Annotated in this window: 20 protein-coding genes; 7 read left to right on the top strand and 13 right to left on the bottom strand. The window is 38.5% G+C overall.

All coding sequences use genetic code 11. The features are described 5' to 3' along the window. Positions 1–852 precede the first annotated feature (852 nt). The gene (locus R2Q26_RS14450) at positions 853–1,101 is read right to left on the bottom strand and encodes a hypothetical protein (protein WP_317536936.1); all 249 of its coding nucleotides are present in this window, start codon (positions 1,099–1,101) and stop codon (positions 853–855) included. A gap of 381 nt (positions 1,102–1,482) precedes the next feature. Beyond that, positions 1,483–1,674 carry a hypothetical protein gene (locus tag R2Q26_RS14445; RefSeq protein ID WP_317536935.1) on the bottom strand — a complete coding sequence of 64 codons (192 nt, stop codon included), beginning with the start codon at positions 1,672–1,674 and terminating at the stop codon, positions 1,483–1,485. 471 nt (positions 1,675–2,145) lie between these two features. On the opposite strand from R2Q26_RS14445, the gene R2Q26_RS14440 reads away from it, so the two are divergent. Next, positions 2,146–2,310 carry a hypothetical protein gene (locus R2Q26_RS14440; RefSeq protein ID WP_317536934.1) on the top strand — a complete coding sequence of 55 codons (165 nt, stop codon included), beginning with the start codon at positions 2,146–2,148 and terminating at the stop codon, positions 2,308–2,310. Between the two features lie 390 nt (positions 2,311–2,700). On the opposite strand, the gene R2Q26_RS14435 is transcribed toward R2Q26_RS14440, so the two are convergent. From R2Q26_RS14435 to R2Q26_RS14420, 4 genes are all read right to left on the bottom strand, one after another. Next, complete coding sequence (locus R2Q26_RS14435) at positions 2,701–3,351, bottom strand: toll/interleukin-1 receptor domain-containing protein (protein WP_317536933.1); 651 nt, start codon at positions 3,349–3,351, stop codon at positions 2,701–2,703. A gap of 183 nt (positions 3,352–3,534) precedes the next feature. Continuing rightward, entirely contained in the window at positions 3,535–5,133 is a 1,599-nt protein-coding gene (locus tag R2Q26_RS14430) for a DUF2235 domain-containing protein (RefSeq protein ID WP_317536932.1), read from the bottom strand. A 270-nt stretch (positions 5,134–5,403) separates the two neighbouring features. After that, positions 5,404–5,733, bottom strand: coding sequence for a transposase (locus tag R2Q26_RS14425; RefSeq protein ID WP_317536931.1), 330 nt, complete (start codon positions 5,731–5,733; stop codon positions 5,404–5,406). A gap of 99 nt (positions 5,734–5,832) precedes the next feature. Next, positions 5,833–6,045: a hypothetical protein gene (locus R2Q26_RS14420; protein WP_317536930.1), complete on the bottom strand. Its 213-nt coding sequence runs from the start codon at positions 6,043–6,045 to the stop codon at positions 5,833–5,835. On the opposite strand from R2Q26_RS14420, the gene R2Q26_RS14415 reads away from it, so the two are divergent. Together R2Q26_RS14415 and R2Q26_RS14410 are read left to right on the top strand one after the other, a co-directional pair. Beyond that, entirely contained in the window at positions 6,031–6,384 is a 354-nt protein-coding gene (locus tag R2Q26_RS14415) for a phage minor head protein (protein WP_317536929.1), read from the top strand. The genes R2Q26_RS14420 and R2Q26_RS14415 overlap by 15 nt on opposite strands. A 540-nt stretch (positions 6,385–6,924) precedes the next feature. After that, a complete protein-coding gene (locus R2Q26_RS14410; RefSeq protein ID WP_317536928.1) occupies positions 6,925–7,062 on the top strand; it encodes a hypothetical protein in 138 nt (45 codons plus the stop codon). Positions 7,063–7,472: 410 nt separating this feature from the next. Here R2Q26_RS14410 and R2Q26_RS14405 read toward each other — a convergent pair whose 3' ends face one another. Both R2Q26_RS14405 and R2Q26_RS14400 read right to left on the bottom strand, forming a co-directional pair. After that, the gene (locus R2Q26_RS14405; protein WP_317536927.1) at positions 7,473–7,934 is read right to left on the bottom strand and encodes a hypothetical protein; all 462 of its coding nucleotides are present in this window, start codon (positions 7,932–7,934) and stop codon (positions 7,473–7,475) included. Between the two features lie 343 nt (positions 7,935–8,277). Continuing rightward, entirely contained in the window at positions 8,278–8,670 is a 393-nt protein-coding gene (locus R2Q26_RS14400) for a hypothetical protein (protein WP_317536926.1), read from the bottom strand. A gap of 1,156 nt (positions 8,671–9,826) precedes the next feature. Between R2Q26_RS14400 and R2Q26_RS14395 the strand changes: the two genes are divergently transcribed. The 3 genes from R2Q26_RS14395 to R2Q26_RS14385 all read left to right on the top strand — a co-directional run bounded on the left by R2Q26_RS14395 (position 9,827) and on the right by R2Q26_RS14385 (position 12,897). Then, a complete protein-coding gene (locus R2Q26_RS14395; protein WP_317536925.1) occupies positions 9,827–10,450 on the top strand; it encodes a DUF3465 domain-containing protein in 624 nt (207 codons plus the stop codon). Between the two features lie 291 nt (positions 10,451–10,741). Then, complete coding sequence (locus R2Q26_RS14390) at positions 10,742–12,118, top strand: AAA family ATPase (protein WP_317536924.1); 1,377 nt, start codon at positions 10,742–10,744, stop codon at positions 12,116–12,118. Next, entirely contained in the window at positions 12,115–12,897 is a 783-nt protein-coding gene (locus R2Q26_RS14385) for a hypothetical protein (RefSeq protein ID WP_317536923.1), read from the top strand. Before R2Q26_RS14390 ends, R2Q26_RS14385 begins: the two co-directional genes overlap by 4 nt. A gap of 8 nt (positions 12,898–12,905) precedes the next feature. On the opposite strand, the gene R2Q26_RS14380 is transcribed toward R2Q26_RS14385, so the two are convergent. The 4 genes from R2Q26_RS14380 to yhhA are packed head-to-tail and all read right to left on the bottom strand — an operon-like array spanning position 12,906 to position 15,645. Continuing rightward, entirely contained in the window at positions 12,906–13,748 is an 843-nt protein-coding gene (locus R2Q26_RS14380; protein ID WP_317536922.1) for an aKG-HExxH-type peptide beta-hydroxylase, read from the bottom strand. Then, positions 13,745–14,344: a cyclophane-containing peptide 2OG-Fe(II) oxygenase YhhC gene (gene yhhC, locus R2Q26_RS14375; RefSeq protein ID WP_317536921.1), complete on the bottom strand. Its 600-nt coding sequence runs from the start codon at positions 14,342–14,344 to the stop codon at positions 13,745–13,747. The genes R2Q26_RS14380 and yhhC overlap by 4 nt, the downstream gene beginning before the upstream one ends. Continuing rightward, entirely contained in the window at positions 14,298–15,458 is a 1,161-nt protein-coding gene (gene yhhB, locus R2Q26_RS14370; protein WP_317536920.1) for a cyclophane-forming radical SAM/SPASM peptide maturase YhhB, read from the bottom strand. Before yhhB ends, yhhC begins: the two co-directional genes overlap by 47 nt. A 7-nt stretch (positions 15,459–15,465) precedes the next feature. Beyond that, on the bottom strand, positions 15,466–15,645 hold the full coding sequence (yhhA, locus tag R2Q26_RS15635) for a YhhA family cyclophane-containing RiPP (protein WP_411182368.1): 180 nt from the start codon (positions 15,643–15,645) through the stop codon (positions 15,466–15,468). A 570-nt stretch (positions 15,646–16,215) separates the two neighbouring features. On the opposite strand from yhhA, the gene R2Q26_RS14365 reads away from it, so the two are divergent. After that, complete coding sequence (locus R2Q26_RS14365; protein WP_317536919.1) at positions 16,216–17,331, top strand: hypothetical protein; 1,116 nt, start codon at positions 16,216–16,218, stop codon at positions 17,329–17,331. A gap of 164 nt (positions 17,332–17,495) precedes the next feature. Here the strand turns inward: R2Q26_RS14365 and R2Q26_RS14360 are convergent. Then, the coding region (locus tag R2Q26_RS14360; RefSeq protein WP_317536918.1) for a hypothetical protein at positions 17,496–17,701 on the bottom strand (206 nt) is incomplete at its 5' end.

The following is a 17,701-nucleotide window of genomic DNA, read 5'->3' as shown; positions in this document are numbered from 1 at the left end:
ATTACTATCTATCATAGCGGTGTGTCCCTTCTATTGGTGGTTGATCTGCCAAGATCTTTACCAACAGGTTACACCGCCTCCTTCTCCTGTCATACACCAGAAATGATCATAGCGCTATCTCAAGTCTATCTTTTCCACAAGCAAAAATAATCTAATAATAAGTAATGGAAACCAATATCCATGCAACAAAACATACTTCCTCAGCCCAACGCCAGGCTGGGTTAGTATGTTGTATGATGTGAGGTTACATGGGTGCTCTAGGTAAATGCAAGAAAGTAGGGTCAAGACAATTCCCAAATAGCAGCTAGGCGACGAAATATAAGCACAAAAACTGAATTGGTAAATTGATGAGCATGAATACATTTATTATCAATCACATGAAAACCTTAGAAATGATTGGAGTTATCATGCGAATTTGTAACTTCACTCTGGTCAGTTGGCTCGGCCCAGAGAGCCCCTTCATGTTTGTCTGGACTGTCAATACTCTTGATTCCTTTATCCTCACATGGTGCGCATTTTTACGCAAAGATGCGGCATACACACTCCTAAACATTTTTTGGATACTTATGGGAGTCGTCGTTATAGCCCGAACCGTTGGATTTCTCGGTCTAGCGTAACCCGAGTGAGTAACGTGTCGAAATAAACCTAATAATCGATTCTAAGCGATTCATAAAAGTGGTGCAGACCTGTCTCGATTCCTGCCGATAGCTTCCTGGAGAAGGACGGTGAAAAGCAGCCCCACTGGATAACGCTCCAATCCGGGATAATGATTCAGGCATTACTTGCTGAGAGAAATGCCTCTAGATGATCACTGGATACACGACCACTGGTCCCGGTTGGTGAGATTAAAAGCTAAAGCGTAGTCGAGTTGGGTTTAAGCGGAATAAATTCCACGATATCGCCCTTCCATGGGCCGCCGGGAGCGCACGGGATGGGGGTAATCATTCCCACCCCGCAACCGCCCCGCAGCGGCCGACTATGCATATGTGGGGCCACTGCACCCCGCTCCCCCGCGATTCCAGAGGGAGCGGGTCGGACCGGCGCCCCGAGACTATCCAATAGCGGGCAGCTATCTTTGTTGCCTGGCTCCGCGGTGATCATGTAGCCGTGGAGGTTGTAGTCGCGGGGTTCCCTGTTGTATCTCTCCGAAAATCACTGCTGTGCCAGGTCTCGAATAGCTGGATCGGAGATACAATTGATCAGGGCAGGGACATTGAGGACTAGCATGATATACTTCCTTATCGAAAACGAAGACAGAAAAAGCAAAACGCCCAGGGCCAATTGATGATCGAGGGTGCTCTTTGTAGGATGCGACACTTTCAGATTATCTGAGTCCTAAGCGTCGCTGAAGGTTCTTGGTTGTTGGGTTAGAATTTTGTATTTTTTATTTGAATATTTTGGCAATTGAAACAAACAGGCAGACCACATCTGCCAGATTCATTATGGTCTTACAGAAATGGTGATGTAGGTGCCCCGGATAAGTTAGCAAATTTCAGATAAATGTTTGTCTTCCCATAGTAGATTTTTTAATTCTACATCTTGAACAACCTTTTCAGCCAATTCTTTAACTTTTTTCTTAGAATCTTCTTCCAAATGACTAAGAATGTACGCAATACCTACAGTAAGCACTTCATTCGCTATTTCATTTAAGCTAACGCCTGTGCGCTTTGCCATCGCCTCAAGAATCGAATAATTAGCCAGTTTTAAATACAAAAAAGATTGAGAACTCAGCTCATATGATTTGCACAAATTGTTGGAGATTTAGGATTCAATAAACTCAAAAGTGCCCTTAAAGAATGCGTAGGATCTTTCACAGAAAAATAATCAATTGTCACATTCTCAACTGATGATTTGGTAGCTGATTTTATATTTTTAATCATTTTAAAATCCTTTCAATTACAAATAACCATTACCTTTATAATCAACTTTTATTACAAAATATGACAAAGAAGCGTCATTAAAGATTTCTTAACTACGAGTAATTGCTTGTCAAAAATAGGATCAATCAGCATTGTCGAAAAGCAAATGCAAAATCTGCAAAAGGAAGACAAGTGTTTCGGAGTGAAAAAAGCAAGGTTAAATTACGTTCTGAGCAATTCACGTAAGAAGCTTGAAGGGGGAAAAATTTGACTATTCGGTGGAAGCGTGAGTCGAAGTCCGGCGATCACCCCTGGAACACGCATCAGTCATGCAAAACAACGACCTATAGTGGTTTCCGCTGAACTATTTCTGAACATCATCCCGAAATCCGATGACGGCGAGCACGGACGGGGAGAGCCGGCAGAAACGACCCGAAATTGCCCAGGGTAATACCCGGAAAATTCGGATGGGGGGTAGCCATCCACACTCCAAAACGGCCACACAGCGGCCAACTATACATGCGCTGGAGGGCAAGCTGCCCCCGCACCCTCCCCTCCGCTATCATGGCGGGAGAGCGAGCCGACCTGCACCTACTCTGCCTTGCATCACTTCCATAATTTTGCCAGCAATACTCTCTGCCCTCCCTAGGGCTAAGTGCTAGGTGAAAGCTACTTCTATCGCTAGAAACCAAAGCAATTTCCCGATACAAACGGTAATCTATGGTGAAACACTTCTGCGTGCGACTCCAGTCGCGACACCGGAAGCATCGTTCGAGGTAAGATGAATGCCATCGGCTTCAATTTTGCCTGTGAAACGGATAACAACTGGCGATGATTCAAACTATGTGATGTGCGAAGTGGAAAACGTCAGCGATGCGCCGTCGAAAGATCCCTCTTGAATAGGCCCGCCTCCAGTTGGATAGTTGACTATCCCGTGGATTGTGTTACCTGCATTACTAAGAGTCATGCTGATACGATAAGATCGCTGACCTGGTTTTTGCATGTCAGCCACCCATTTTCCATTGATCTCAGTGGCAGCAGGGCGCAACGAAATAAGCGTAGCTCCGGCAACTACAGCCAGCACGAATGCAATCGCGCTAGCGAAGACACGACGGTGTGAGCGCAATGTAGGTTTCACAGTTTTCGTAAAGGAAGGAATATTAAGGCATTCGATCAATTTGGCTACGTCATCATCGAATCGATCATCACGAATCTCGATAGCATTGCGTCGGCTTAGCTCAGCAAGATCAGAAGGAAGCTGCCGCGCTTCAGGCATCCGAGCTCCTGCCACTAAAACTGGAATAACGGTGATATTACGACTAAGGCCGGCATGGATCTCATGGCGAACAAAATCATAAGTCGCACTAGAGTACCGTTCCATCATCTCTACCCACCGAGGACCGATCAGCACAAGAAGGTAATCACAGCCCGCCACTGTATCATCTATTGCCCGAACGAAATCTTGCCCCGGTCGGATATCGTCAACATCCATGAATAATCCATGAATACTTTGTCACCGCCCAAATGAGCACTCAGGCGGTCGCATAGGCGACCTGCGTGACCACTGACGTCATTGCGCCGATAGCTAATGAAGATGTTCGTCATGTATGTTGAAGAATGTAGATTTGAGGCGGAGATAGTCGTTTTTAGGTTGACGCTATTTTATTAATAATATCTAGCTTTTCTTTTCTATACTAAGTATAGGAACCAAGTTACATAATTTTCTGCAAACATCACGCAGCTTTTTAGTAAAGAATTTACTTAAACTAGACATAATAAACAGTATAGCCAACATGCTAAAGAATATTATTGGATAGTTACAAACCACAACAGTTATAAAGTTCTCAAAATAGACTGGTGTAATATAATTCAAAAAATCTGCAAGCTTTACCAAGTAAGGAGTTTCGGGCAGAGTCTCATTGTGTTTTAATGATTCAGGGATATCCCATATCCAAAAATATCCAGCCACTATAAATATAAGAAGAGTTAATTCAACAAACAATCGATATAGGATCTCCCGACTTTTTATGTATTTATTCTCTTCTGCTTTAAGCGCATCCCATTGTTCTATATTTCCCTGGTCAACTGAAGGTGTATGAAGGGTGGTAGGTTTGAATGGATAGTTTGGATTCACACCTACAACATCAAAGCTGATAGGTAAACCATTTGGCGCATATGGATCACAAACATCTTTGATTTTCTCATAGGCGCTTTTGTGTATCGCGATTTTATTATTATCTTTAAGTTTTCCTTCGCAAAGCGACTCTAAATCTCTGGGGCTGTAGCGATAATATATCGCGACTCCGTCTCTGGAGTTGTAAAGCCTATCATTTTTATTGGCGCTTCCAGAAATTTGATCCTTATGTGATTGATAAAAAATCAAACCATGTGCTTGGGCTTTAGTTATTATCCATTCCAATGCTATATCCGACAGGCCAGTTCTCGGATAACCGCCACCAACATTAGAATGTACTCCAGCAAACCAAACTTGTTCAACATGACCATTTGTTTTACTTTCATTCCATATCATTGGGTGAAAAGTTTTTCTTTCGTCGTCAATCGAGATAGCGTGATAAGCATTTTCTATAGATGGATTTAAATCATAATCATAGAAGTTGTGTGGCCATATATAATCACTGAGCTTGTCAACTAACTTGAAAAACAATTCAAAAGCCATGCTGAAGTCTTTTGGAAAACCCAAGGCTGAAACAGTATCCCAAACACCGATGAATTTTATTTTCAAATTTCCACCAGGTGCATATTCATTATCTTTAATTGCATATTTCTCTTTGAAATCATCTGCTTTTTTACCTTTGACTTGATAACACTTAATTGCTTCATCAACTAGTTGCTTAAATTTTTCATCATCGAAAACACCGTTGGTTTGTAGTTTCGGATGATTTCTATCAATTAATCCGCAGTGATGGATAAAACCTGTCAAAGCTCGAACTGTAGCTGCCCCACGGCTGAAACCAAATAAAAATATCGAATCACCAATGTTATAGCTTCTTACGAGAGATTTATAAAGATCACGTACATTATGTTGAAAGCCAAAACCAAAAGCAGCGGATAGGGCTGTCAAATATTTATTTTTATTAGTATCGCTTTTTTCTGTGCCGACACCTTGATCATAAAAAGTAATTTGTTGAATTCCGATTTGTTGAATTCCGTTGTGATGAATATCTACAGCTTTATATACTTTATAGACATTAGTGTCATTACCATATCCACCTTTATTACCAGTGCCATCGGCACATAAAACTATATTTTTCATCTTCTCCCCAAATAATAAAATTAAAATCGCACATCAAAAACTATCAATTTGTATTGAACGTATCCCAGGAGCATCCGACTGATTATAAAGCGTCCCATAAATCTGGGAGGACAAATACAAAGTAACCATCATCATATTGCAACATATTTATTAAATACACCTCTACAAAATAACGATGCTTATTGCATCGTCTAGGTATAAGCTGTTTCTTATCTAAAATAGATTTTCACTAAATTCAGTCTTATCCTTTTTATTATTCAATTTTTTAGGCTATGTCATCAAACTGTGTGGAAATATCCGAAGAGCAGCACGGAGGAATAATTCAGGGGTGTTCAAGCGACGAATATCGATAGTCCGTCTCCAGCTAAGGTAATTGGAGAGATATTTGGTGGCAACACCATGGAAGTGGTTGAGCCAGTTCTTGAGACGACCATGATAGGTATTGACATTCTGGAAATGATAAGAACTCTTGATGCGGATTCCTGCAGAGCAATTAACAGTCTCATGAGTGATAGCAATCTCCTGCGCAAAGTCAAAGTAGTGGTATAAGGGATTCCCATCACTAACTAGTAAACTGTCCTCATTTAGAAAAGGCGGCAAGCAGTCTTGTAACTACGTCTTAGTCACAGGGCCTTTTCCGGTCACGAAAGTAAGTAGGTCCCGTCGGCTTCGGCAATTCCGTGAAGTTTCTGCGTCCGATCATCCTTCACCAAATTCTCCACTGATTGCGCCCGTCCTGGAACTAGCAGCGACGACCAGCAGCTTGGATGAATTTCGCGCAAAAATAGCCGGATTAACTGAATCGATGGATACCTCATCGCCTTTAGTTGGAAGGATGTTTGGCAACAAGAACATCAAGCTGCGTTCACCGTAGCCAAGGCGATGCAGCTCGATATCTTGCGCGATATTCACGCGGCGGTTGACACAGCTTTGGCAAAAGATACGATCTTCGAGCAATTCCGCAAAGAATTAGCTCCCCTGCTACTGCAGAAAGGTTGGTGGGAACACGCTGACATGACCGACCCGATAACTGGTGAAGTAAAGAACATGCAGCTTGGCAGCACGTGCCGCCTGAAGGTTATTTATGACACTAATCTGCGCACCGCCCACAGCAAAGGGCAATGGCAACGCATTCAAAGAAATAAAGATACTTTTCCTTACCTCAAGTATGACGCTAACAACTCTGAGCATCCCCGCCTGGAGCACTCAGCCTGGAATGAACTGGTGTTGCCTGTGGACCATCCATTCTAGCAAGCGCATTATCCGGTCAAGGCATGGGACTGTAAATGTGGCGTAATGCGACTGGATGAAGACACGCTGGATCAGCTAGGTTTGAAACCTTCCGAACCAACGCAGGAGGAAACCTACACCTATATCAACAAGCAATTTTGCCCAGGTAAGTGTAAACCGTGTTTATGCAGCCATTCAGCAGTTCGGTAGCGTCATTAAAGCAAAGATCGCTAAAGCACTGCGCTTTCAGCTCGCCAACGACAATTATGTTACACGTCGTTCAGCACCATCCCGGCATGGTCCTACATGGGTATAAACACACAGGATGAAAACTGGATATTAAAGCGCATCGAACGCGCTATCAATGAGGCTGCCGATGCTCGCTGAACTCGAAAACGATTTGATCATGCACATCAAAACATCCGCATTAGGGGTAAAACTGCGTGATGTGGTCGGGCCGCCTGATTTTACCAGCGAGGCCTGATCAAACGCTTTACCACTGATGCACCCGCGGTCGATGTCGGACCAGCTGCGTTTCAGATCGAAAGCTGCAGCGCCAAAGTGCATTTTGACATCGCGCGCGTGGCACGCAACAGCCGTGGCCAGGCGGCTAACCACATGGGTGAAGCGATTGGCCCGGTCGGGTTATATGACATGCTGGAATCCATCGCAGCGCTTGGTGAAAACGATCCTGATTGACGTGGTCTATTAGACCATGTCAATCAGTTTCAATATCAAGAAAAATGAAATTGCTTCCGAGAGACTTGGCTGTATGGGCTAGCGATCTGAATTATCCTAGGTTTTCCAGAGAATCATTGTGTTCTGCGTGGTTTCTTCGAATAGCTCTATGATGACAATGAATTAATGACTATTCATTGGGATTCATAACCAGCTCGTTATCTCAAAATCATTTAAGCTGCTCGTTTGCGGACTTTAAGCCAGTATCTTATTGATTTATTCATAACTCCATTCTCTCAAGAAATAAAGTCTCCAATAAACCCGGGGGGTGGTTCACTGCAATGCTGTCATCGCCACGCAGGCCTTCCAGCACTATGCGTATTGATGTATGCTGAGTTTTGTGGTGACCACAGCAACTCCTCTTAAACGCTCTAATCTGTCCGGTCTGAACTCAAGCGATAGATCTGGTGGCAAGACACACATTTACTCGTCAGCTCGGATAATCGATGGATGACTTGATCCCTGTTTAATCCAGTCTTGATATCCACTGACAACTTATCAAAATCCTCATGCAAGCCCATGCCTAGGATTTTAAATTCAAGCGGTAGCTTCACCATGAGTAAAGGTGAGGCATCGACGGCCATACCCATACCAGCAGATTTTGCACCTTCGGCTACAGCAATCATATCGTGTTCATGGAGTCCCCTTAATATGCCATTGACAGACGAAAGCAAACTCCTCATCTCAGCCAACACAAAATCCTTTTCCTCTACACTCAATTGAATGGCACGCCGCTGATCCGTACTGATGGATATTTGGCCTCGCACAAAATAGAAAGCAAAAGTGCCCACTGTCACTACCCAGAGAGCAAGCGCTATTTTCCCCACGTTCACACCAATCTCCTTTGACTTTCCCACAGAGGCATGGAAATAATTGCGATGACTAACCGAATAATGGTACAAAAACTCATGGTAATTACTGCCGTTCCAGTACCATACTTAACGACGTTCAAAATGTGGAAGCCAAAAAACATAAAGGAAAGAACAGTAAGTCTGGTAATGCACTTCGCCAGCGATCAGCTCTATCTCTAGGATTTTAAGAATCTCTCATAGACAGCAATATAGTCTAAGCCAGCCGATTGAAAACTCAGCCTACTTTTTTCCGATTTTTAGTCTTCAGAAGCTTGAATGCATTTTTGAATAAATGCTAGAGTTCAATTGAGAATCTACATTTGCTTCATTTGTTAAAACCGAGATCTCGTTTCTCTTCTTCTTGTATCATTTTTCGGTGAATGGCAGCTTCTTTCAAATTCTCTTTGATAGAATTTTCATACTGGCGAATTTTAGCAGTAATACGTGACTGAAGATCTTGGCCTCTCCGTCCATAAGAGTTACTACGTCCTTCATATTCTTCAAGCAGTTTTTTCTGTTCTTGCAGCTTTACTTTCATCTCGTCGGCTGTATCTTCGTAATGTTTAGCCAACGCATCATGATTGTTAGGGTCTATGGCGCGCAGCTTAGCACTATAAAATTCATTACTCTGAACGCTTCCTATTGGATTCATTTGTGCGCAGCCGACTAAGAAACCGAGCATCAAAACAATCACCAAAAAATTGATCTTTTTCATCATACCCCCTTAATCAACTTACATTAAATTTCACATCTTTTCTTTATTTAAAAGCTTTTATCAAAAATATTGTGTCATTAGTTCATTAAGAGTAACCATGTTAAAGATACGTTCTTTGCAGGAACCAAATTTATAATTAATTTGATTCTTCAAGATGGCGCTTTGCTTAATAGCTCGAGATGATTTATCTTAATATTACTTATAACAATATTATGGTTTTTAACACATTAACCCTATTCATCATATTAATACTAATTCTCTACATTGCATGATACCTATATAAATAACAAAAAAATAAGTATCAAAATATGAAATTTATTGTGTCATATATAGATACAATGAAATTATACAGAATTTGTGTAGTGCTTTAAGTTGGCATTTATGAATAAGAGGTTGCTGAATTAAATAAATAAATGAAAGAAAAAACCTGTATTTGAATAATTTGGTAAGTTTATAGCTGCACATATCCAAATAATTTTTTTTACACAGATATCTTTTTTAATGCAGGATACTGCACGCTAAGTGTGCGATAGACAGTCCCATAAGTTAGGTTAGAATGGTTTTTCAGAGAATTTTTGCAACAATGCGATGCAAATCTATCCTCTGCTTAATGAAAAGAAACTGAAGGATCATTTGTGAAAATCAGCACCCTACCAACATGCGAGATGCAAGAAAAATAGATATTATGTGGGAGCAGGAGCCGGAGTTCGGCGATCACCTCGGAGCACTCATCAATCCAGCTCGGTAATCTCGATATATAACAACGACTTACACATAGATGGCTCCCCGACCAGGGCTCGAACTTGGGACCTGCGGATTAACAGGTGTTATAACTAGCTGTTTTTATTAATTTTATACTCGCCTATGCTCGCCAATGTACGCTGATAATCATCAGATTTGTCACGTTTTCTCCTTTGGGATTAATTGAGAGATACACAACCAACTTGCACTGACCCACCTTAACAGTCTGGCATAGCCAGTCTGTTACCTAATACCATACACAAGAGCGAAGCTTTTGTGTCTATTGAAATAATACAAAATCATCAAAGCCTGCCGTAATAAACTTAATGAGCATATTGTTTTACATACATGCTTCTTCTAATAAATATGTGTCTTTTATTTTTGGTAAATTAACGACATTGTGAATTAACGCATAGCTATGAGATATCTTACTTTACTACTGCTGGTATTAGTTCCAGCAATATCTTCTGCTGAGAATTTTTTAATTAATAGTAATAAGTTATTTGATTTTGCTGAGGCTTCTTATCCTGGGTATTTTAGCCCTGCTGGTGTGACAACAACTATTCTTGATGGGTATTTAGTCCGTTACTATCCCAACACCGGAAACTATATCGGCACCAAAGGTGAAGAAGTTTATGTCTATGGAAATATTTTTAATGGATTGTTAAGAGCGGGAGTAATTTCTGATTATATTGAATTAGAAGCTGACAGCGATGAATTATTAGCTCAACTATTCGCAAATGATAAAAGTAATGTACAAGTTTATGGAACAGGTGTTGTCATTTCCATTTTAGCGGATGATCTTAATAGTAGTCGTCATCAGAGATTTATCATCGAATTGAAATCAAAGCAGACTCTACTGATCACCCACAATATAGATTTAGCACCAAGAATTTTTGCGTTATCCCTAAATGATAAAATTGAATTTTTTGGTGAATATGAATGGAATAATAAAGGTGGTGTCATTCATTGGACACATCATGATCCTGAAGGAGTTCATGTAAACGGCTGGATTTTACATAATAATGTTATCTATCAGTGATTCCCTAACGAAAGAGTCTCTTAAATCTTGATTAGCACTGACCTACTGATTACGTAACGTAACCAAGAATATTCAAACTCTATTAATCAATGATTTGTAATGCTTGCCAAACATAAAAACAGTATCATTCAATTACAAGCAATATTATTCATAATACAATTTGACACAATTATTTTGTACTTTTATAGAAAAGTAGAAGTGTAAGTGTATATAGTTCATATATCTAAATTTAAATTTACCAAGAACCATATCAGTTGCTCTGTTAGAACGATATAAACCAATAAGGTAAATATGAGTGCCCTCGTACAGTCTCCGGCAATTTATTTCAAATCATTAGAATTACAAAATATTCGTTGTTTTAAGGGTCAGGAGATACTTGACCTTACTCGCGGAGATGGCATCCCTACGCAATGGACATTATTACTTGGCGATAATGGCGTTGGAAAAACCACACTATTGCAGTGTCTAGCCTGGATGAGACCAGTTCCAGAAGTTAAAGAAAATAAAAAAATTGGAATAATTCCGGCATTACATGATGCTACCGAAAATGCAGTTTTTGAAAAGCTATTAAGGAACCATAAAGATGGTAAGTCAATTATTAAAGCGGAATTGATACAAGGCGCTTCTTTATCAGAGTTAAAAATGCTGTCTAATAATTATGTATCAATTTTTACAGAAAGTACTTTTAGTGGAAAAATCAATGGTGAATTAGATAGTGAAGATTCTACTGGAACACGAGGTGATGGTGATCGAAAATTACCTCTAGTAATTGCTTATGGTGCTAATCGATTGCAAGCAAAAAGTTATTCAGAAATAGATATAAATAATGATGATCCCGTAAGTGCTCTAACGAGAATTACAGAATTAATTAATGTTGAGGATTTTCTAACAACGCTCGATTATGCGGCTGTAAAAGAAACAAAAGGAGAACATAAGCAAAAAGATCGTTTAACAAAAGTTAAAAAAATAATTGCAGAGATACTTCCTGGCCTATCAGGAAAGGAGGATTCTATTAAAATTTTTGGGCCTAAACTTCCTGGTGTTAGTTCTGAACCTAGTGGAGTTCATTGCGAAACTCCATATGGCTGGGTTCCCATGTCTGCTCTGAGTTTAGGTTACCGAACCACTGCGGGATGGACCGTAGATTTAGCTTGTAGACTATATTCTGCATATCCAGACTCGAATGAACCTTTACATGAACCTGCAATTGTTTTAATAGATGAAATTGATTTGCACCTTCATCCTATGTGGCAGAAAAAGATCATCCAAAATATATCGGATCATTTTCCAAATACACAATTTATCGCCACAGCTCATAGTCCTTTAATGGTACAGTCTGCAAATAATGCAAATCTTGCCGTCTTAGTTACTGATGGTGACCATATTCAAATTAACAATTCACCAGAATTCGTAAAAGGATGGCGAGTTGATCAAATTCTTACAAGTGAATTGTTTGGTTTAACAAGTGCAAGAAGTGAAGAAGTTGAAAACAAGATTAAGAAACGTCAAGAGTTACTACAGATTACAAGAACTTCTGAGCAAGAGAAGGAACTTGAGGATATAAACAAACAAATTGCGGAGTTTCCATCTTTAGAGACAGTAATAGACCAAGAAGCATTAGATTTTATTAAGCAAGCTGCAAAGATTCTGAAAAATAAGACAGAATGATACGAATACAGCTCCCACAATCAATTCCAAAAATATTGCAATCAACTGGAACTAAAGAAAATCAGAATAATTGCGACCTCTATAATAATGATAGTGCATCATATGATAAAGGCACAAAAAAATTTAACTTTATGTCCAATATTTATGGGCAATCTTCAGTTAAAGATTCTCTTAAAAATGCCCAACATAAAAAATGCTGTTATTGTGAAAGTATCTTTGTAGATACTTCTTATGGAGCTGTCGAACATTACCGCCCCAAAGGAGCTGTGATACAAGATGAGAGCCAAAAAAAAATCTACCCAGGTTATTATTGGCTAGCTTATGAATGGAATAATTTACTGTTTATATGTTCACGCTGCAATACTAATAAGGGAGCCTACTTTCCATTAGAGGACAATTCTCAACGTGCGCGAAATCATACTCAATCGCTTACAAACGAATCCCCTTTATTACTTAATCCAGTCGTAGATAATCCATCGCAACATTTAGATTTTCATGATGACGCCATTTTCGGTCTGACTGTAAAAGGAAAAACTACAATAAAGTACTTGAAGCTAGATAGGAATGAATTATTTGAGAGTAGAAAAGAAGTTTTGGATATTTTTAAGCAACTTGTGAATACAGCTCAACTATTCTATGCAAATACTATCCATCAGGATCATTACAATGATGCGCTTACTCTTATTAAAAAGTATTTTTGTGTATCATCAAAATATAGTGCTATGACAAACGCATATTTTATAAAATTTTCACAGCTCCCAGCATTCACAGGAATTTAGATTTAATGCTATCTAATCAAAGCTGAAATCAGTAAGCTACCTTGTTTCGTTAATACTTCAGACTTACCGAAATCATTTAATATTACCATTTGATTTTCAATCTCTTCCTTTCGTTTTATCAAGAATTTTATATTAGATGGATTTAGATCTCTCGTTAATAACCTATCAATAAATTTCCTGATTGTTCCAAAAACATAAAGTGCATGAATAATGCCTCTTGAATCTCTGAATTCGTTTTTCCAAGGAGAAAAGAATTTCAGATCAGATTGATTAACCAACGGCATTTCTTCTTCAATCAATGTAAGCTGCAAATGCATTGTTTCATGCAAAATAGCTTCAGCAACTCTCAAACTATCATTATTAATTCGTTGTGATGGTATAGAAAGAAAGATTGAAAAAGGTATATTGGGTAAACTGTAGCTGACATCATATTCATTATCTTCAAGTTTAAGCAAATGAATATTTCTAACTAAAGCTCTTATGGTATCAATAATGGAATTTTCAATTTTCAACCATTCAAAAGCATCATCAATGCACTCCAGTACGGGTAAGGAGTGCAGCTCAGCTAAGCTATAAGTATCTATGTTCTTTTTTTTATCGTTTAAGGCTAATTCCAATGGAATTGGAAATATTGGGATTTGATTTTGTAATACATGAGCCAAAGGAAATAAACCCTCAATCTTTTGGCTTGTAAGGCAGGCTTCTGTTGAATAATTATCCTTATTAAACCCCTTTTGTTTTTCTAGAGTTGCCCACTTCTCATTTGCAAGCCTTTGACCTAGATCAGGAAACCATGGTGATGAGTCTGCATTATCAAAATACTGCAGGATGAGCGTCCTAAGTTCATTCACTTTCTATTACTATAAAAAGAATAAACAAGAGTATAACGTTCTCCTCCTTTAATTGTTGAAACTGCATGGTTTGATTTGGCGGATATTTCAAATGCAAATAGGCTATTGTGTATCGGCCTGTATATCTTACCAAGGTCATTCGGATCAGCACTGTTGAATAACATAAGCATTCCACCATTCTCATCAATCCATCCCCGATTGAGCTGTATTAGAAGCCTGTGGGATTCCTTGCCAGGTATAAAATCGTTGTGTATCCTGATCCTTTGCCCTGGAGTAAGTTTGTGAGCAGTGCAATCAATCTTATCATCTAGTGCTATAGAAAATATATTTTCCATGAATTTTCTTATTTGATTGAGATATTCAGAATCGACTAGAGATATGAGGTTTAAAGGTAGATTAATATCATAAAAACTAAATTCATATTGCTCGTAAAAGTCAGTTTCAATCAATGACCAAGGAGCTGATTTTTCGAACCATGACAATAGCTCCATACTAAATTCTACATTGAATGCGTTTGGAGAAAATGCATGAAGAAATGGAATCTCTAATTTAGTTACAGGACCTATATTTAGGTGAGGATTTGTTGATATTTTCATTCAGGATATATTGAAGTTTCAATCTGATATGATTGATTATGTGTAATTGATCTCGACAATAAACTGAAGGATTATTGTAATTAGATTTAGCATTCCAACGATGAAGCGGCATGCCTCCGCCGCACACATAAAGTTCTGGACAGGTTTTGCATTTTTCAGAGGTAGGTCGCTGAAGCATATGGGATAGGATAAATTCTTCGGACTTAAAAACCTCTATAAGTTCATGTGTTTTTACATTAAGTCGTTCTGAAAATCGATCAGCTCCATTGAAACTACTTTTTAAGGTATCATTTTTAGTAATTGTTCCATCTGTATCAATCACAACAATACCAAAATCTGTAATTCCAACACCTTCCTTGATACCTCTACCACCCAGAATTAAGCGAATATAATCATCTAGGATTCTAATTTTGATAGGATTTTTATCTTGTAAATATATATCAACCAGGCCCTGAAGCCATGCGCCATATTCGGTTGAATCAAACGAAGCTTTACCATATGGAAGCTTGTCATGGTTTCCATCACGATATAAAAAATCTACATTTTTTGTACCAGTAGATTTAAAAAAATTATAGATTTTGCATGGATCAGATTTTGGATCAATTACTGCCAATAGTCCTGCAAAAAGAAAAGATGAATCTGGATGTGATTTTAGTTTTTCCAGACCAGTGATTACTCTACTGAAAGTCCCTTCTCCTTTATGACCAATCCTATTCGTATCATTAATATTCTCTGGACCATCCAGGCTAACTGATATCGAAACACGGTATCGGGAGCATAAATCAAGTATGGCTTCGTTAATCAGCATTCCATTGGACTGGATACTAATGCAATATTTATCTGGAATTACAGAACGTAGCTGCTGCAGTAGGTATTTTAGTCTTTTAAAACCTAAAAGCAGTGGTTCACCACCATGCAAAACGACAGCAAAGGGTCTTGTTTGTGAGACTCTTACTTTTTCTAGGTTAGCAGCAATTGCCGAAATCGTTTCTTTGGAGATAAAATTGGGCATATCTTCCCAACTATCATCTCCCATATTATAAACATAACAGTAGCTGCAATTAATATTGCACCGGCTGGAAACCTTAATTAATACGGTATCAATCTGAATCACTTAAGATTCAACGGTTGTGACGATTGTGCGTCCGATCATAATTGTAAACAGTTGACTCGCTATAGTTTCTAACTTCTTCGATTAGACGGGAAAGAACAGGACTATCTATCTCACCAATATCAATCTCTACAAGTTGCTCACTAGGTATAGACGTATCTAAACGGAAGTTTGGAGAGGTTTGAGTCATAGCAGAGTCCATAATTAAAAAATTACTTTCTTTATAATATTTTTTATGAATTATTTCAAATCAAAATTTGTTGCAAATATTAGTCTAATATTCAATTAATTGCATTAATTTATTTGGTTAATCTATAAAGAAAAAATTCTATTATTTTTCTATAAAAATAAGAATATGTTTATTAAAGGAAAATTTAAGTATATTTTTTCTATTTTTATCATTTAATGATGAGCCACTTATACTAAATAAATTTTGATGTTGCATGCTGGCAATTCGTCAATTTATATGATAATTTTTTTAAAAGTATTTTGAAATCATATAATTGATACATTCCCATATTAAGATTAGATTAAATTAGCTTCGCAACCACAGCCTAGCATTGCCAGATTGTTCTTTCCCCCTCCCATTATCTCGAAGTAGTTATGCAATGAATAAATTCGATACTACATTCAACTTGTTTTTTATAATAATTTCAGGATATTTTAATAAGCTAGTCGATGCTATTTCATCAAATTAACTTCATAAAATCATATCGGATGCCGCTTCTCAAAAAAGAATAGTTTTATTTTTGGTTACTGCATGACTAGATCATCTATCTTTAATAAATTTCGAAACGTATTGAACTGGAATAATAAAGTAAATCCAGTCAACCTCATTCCACAGCGGTTTATCCTAGCCTTTAAAGATCATGGTATCGTTGCTTCACAAATTCCCCGTCTATTACCTCAGATTCAACTCAGTAATTTAAAATCTGAAAATACACTGTTACAAGTGCTTAATTATGAAATACTTGAACAAACTGCCCAATTATTTGGCATCCGCAGGCAATGGTTGGAAGGCGTTGATAATCAAATATACGAATTCCATAGTTGTTATAAAGATCCAGCAGTATTCTTCAATGATTTAATCTCTTTCTGTCACAGAAAAGATACTAGTTTATTTCTTCCAGTCCGTGCATTTACCACCCGAAAGGGCCTAGATTTCACTGATACAGAGTATCAACCATTAGCGCTTGTATTATCAGAACAAATCGCAACGCTGGATGATAAAGATATTTTCCGTTACCATATTTTTAATGATGAGTGGGACTGGAGTTATGCGCCAACCAGAATTCAGGTTAAAGCCATGGTTCGATTGGTATCAGCTGTTATCAATGTTCAAATCCCGCTCTATGTTATAGAGCCCAATGACATAGAAGCATTATTCGGAAGCACTATTATTCCAGGGTGCCTGATTGGAAACCGTCTTATAAGCGATCCTTCTCTTGAAGATTTCACAATATCTGGTTACCCAATTTCTAGGGAAACAGATGAGCTTCCAGAGGTACTGAAGTATATTGAAGAACACGAGCTTCGAAGCTTCATTACAAAGGAACAATGGAAATATGTTCAATCTTCTAAGAATTCAGAAATTTTTCCCGGTCAATCAGGGAAAATCCATAGATATAAAAGATCAGGTAAACGCGAAAGAAATAATCAACAACTCTGGGAACCAGTTCGGGAAATTGCCCGTGCCTGGTGGGCTAAAGAAGGCGATACTTTGACTATTTCAGAAGCAGTCAGACGTATTAAGGAACTTAAACATTTAAAGGCTTCTGGGCTTAAGCCCAATACTATTCATAAGCATATTGCTGACCTTGCAACCAATCATAAATCTGGATGCAGAACCAAGAATTCACCTAAATTATCGTCCTAATTAGTGTTAATACATTGAATATTAATAGTAAATAATTAGGATGAATTCTTTATCATCCTAATTAACACAATCTAATTTTTTTATTTTTAGCTGTGCAAGATTATTGGTGCTCCTTTCAATTTTTTATAGGAGCACAACATGACAAAGAAATTCAAAGAACCAATTCAATCCACCGAGCCAACGCGGCGCACTGATCGCGACGTAAGGAGCGAGAGGGCGCGCGGCGGTGGCGAAGTGGAAAATACTTCGATAAAAGTATCACAATCGTTAAATGTATCTTTTAAGGGTACGCCGCCTAGGGTCTGTTGACATTTCACATAGGTAGCCACAGATATCCACATGCCATGGCAATCATACTTTCGTAATTTCT

Origin of the sequence: Nitrosomonas sp. Is37, assembly GCF_033063275.1 — a bacterium.
GTDB lineage: Bacteria > Pseudomonadota > Gammaproteobacteria > Burkholderiales > Nitrosomonadaceae > Nitrosomonas.
This window is presented reverse-complemented; position numbering and strand designations above follow the sequence as displayed.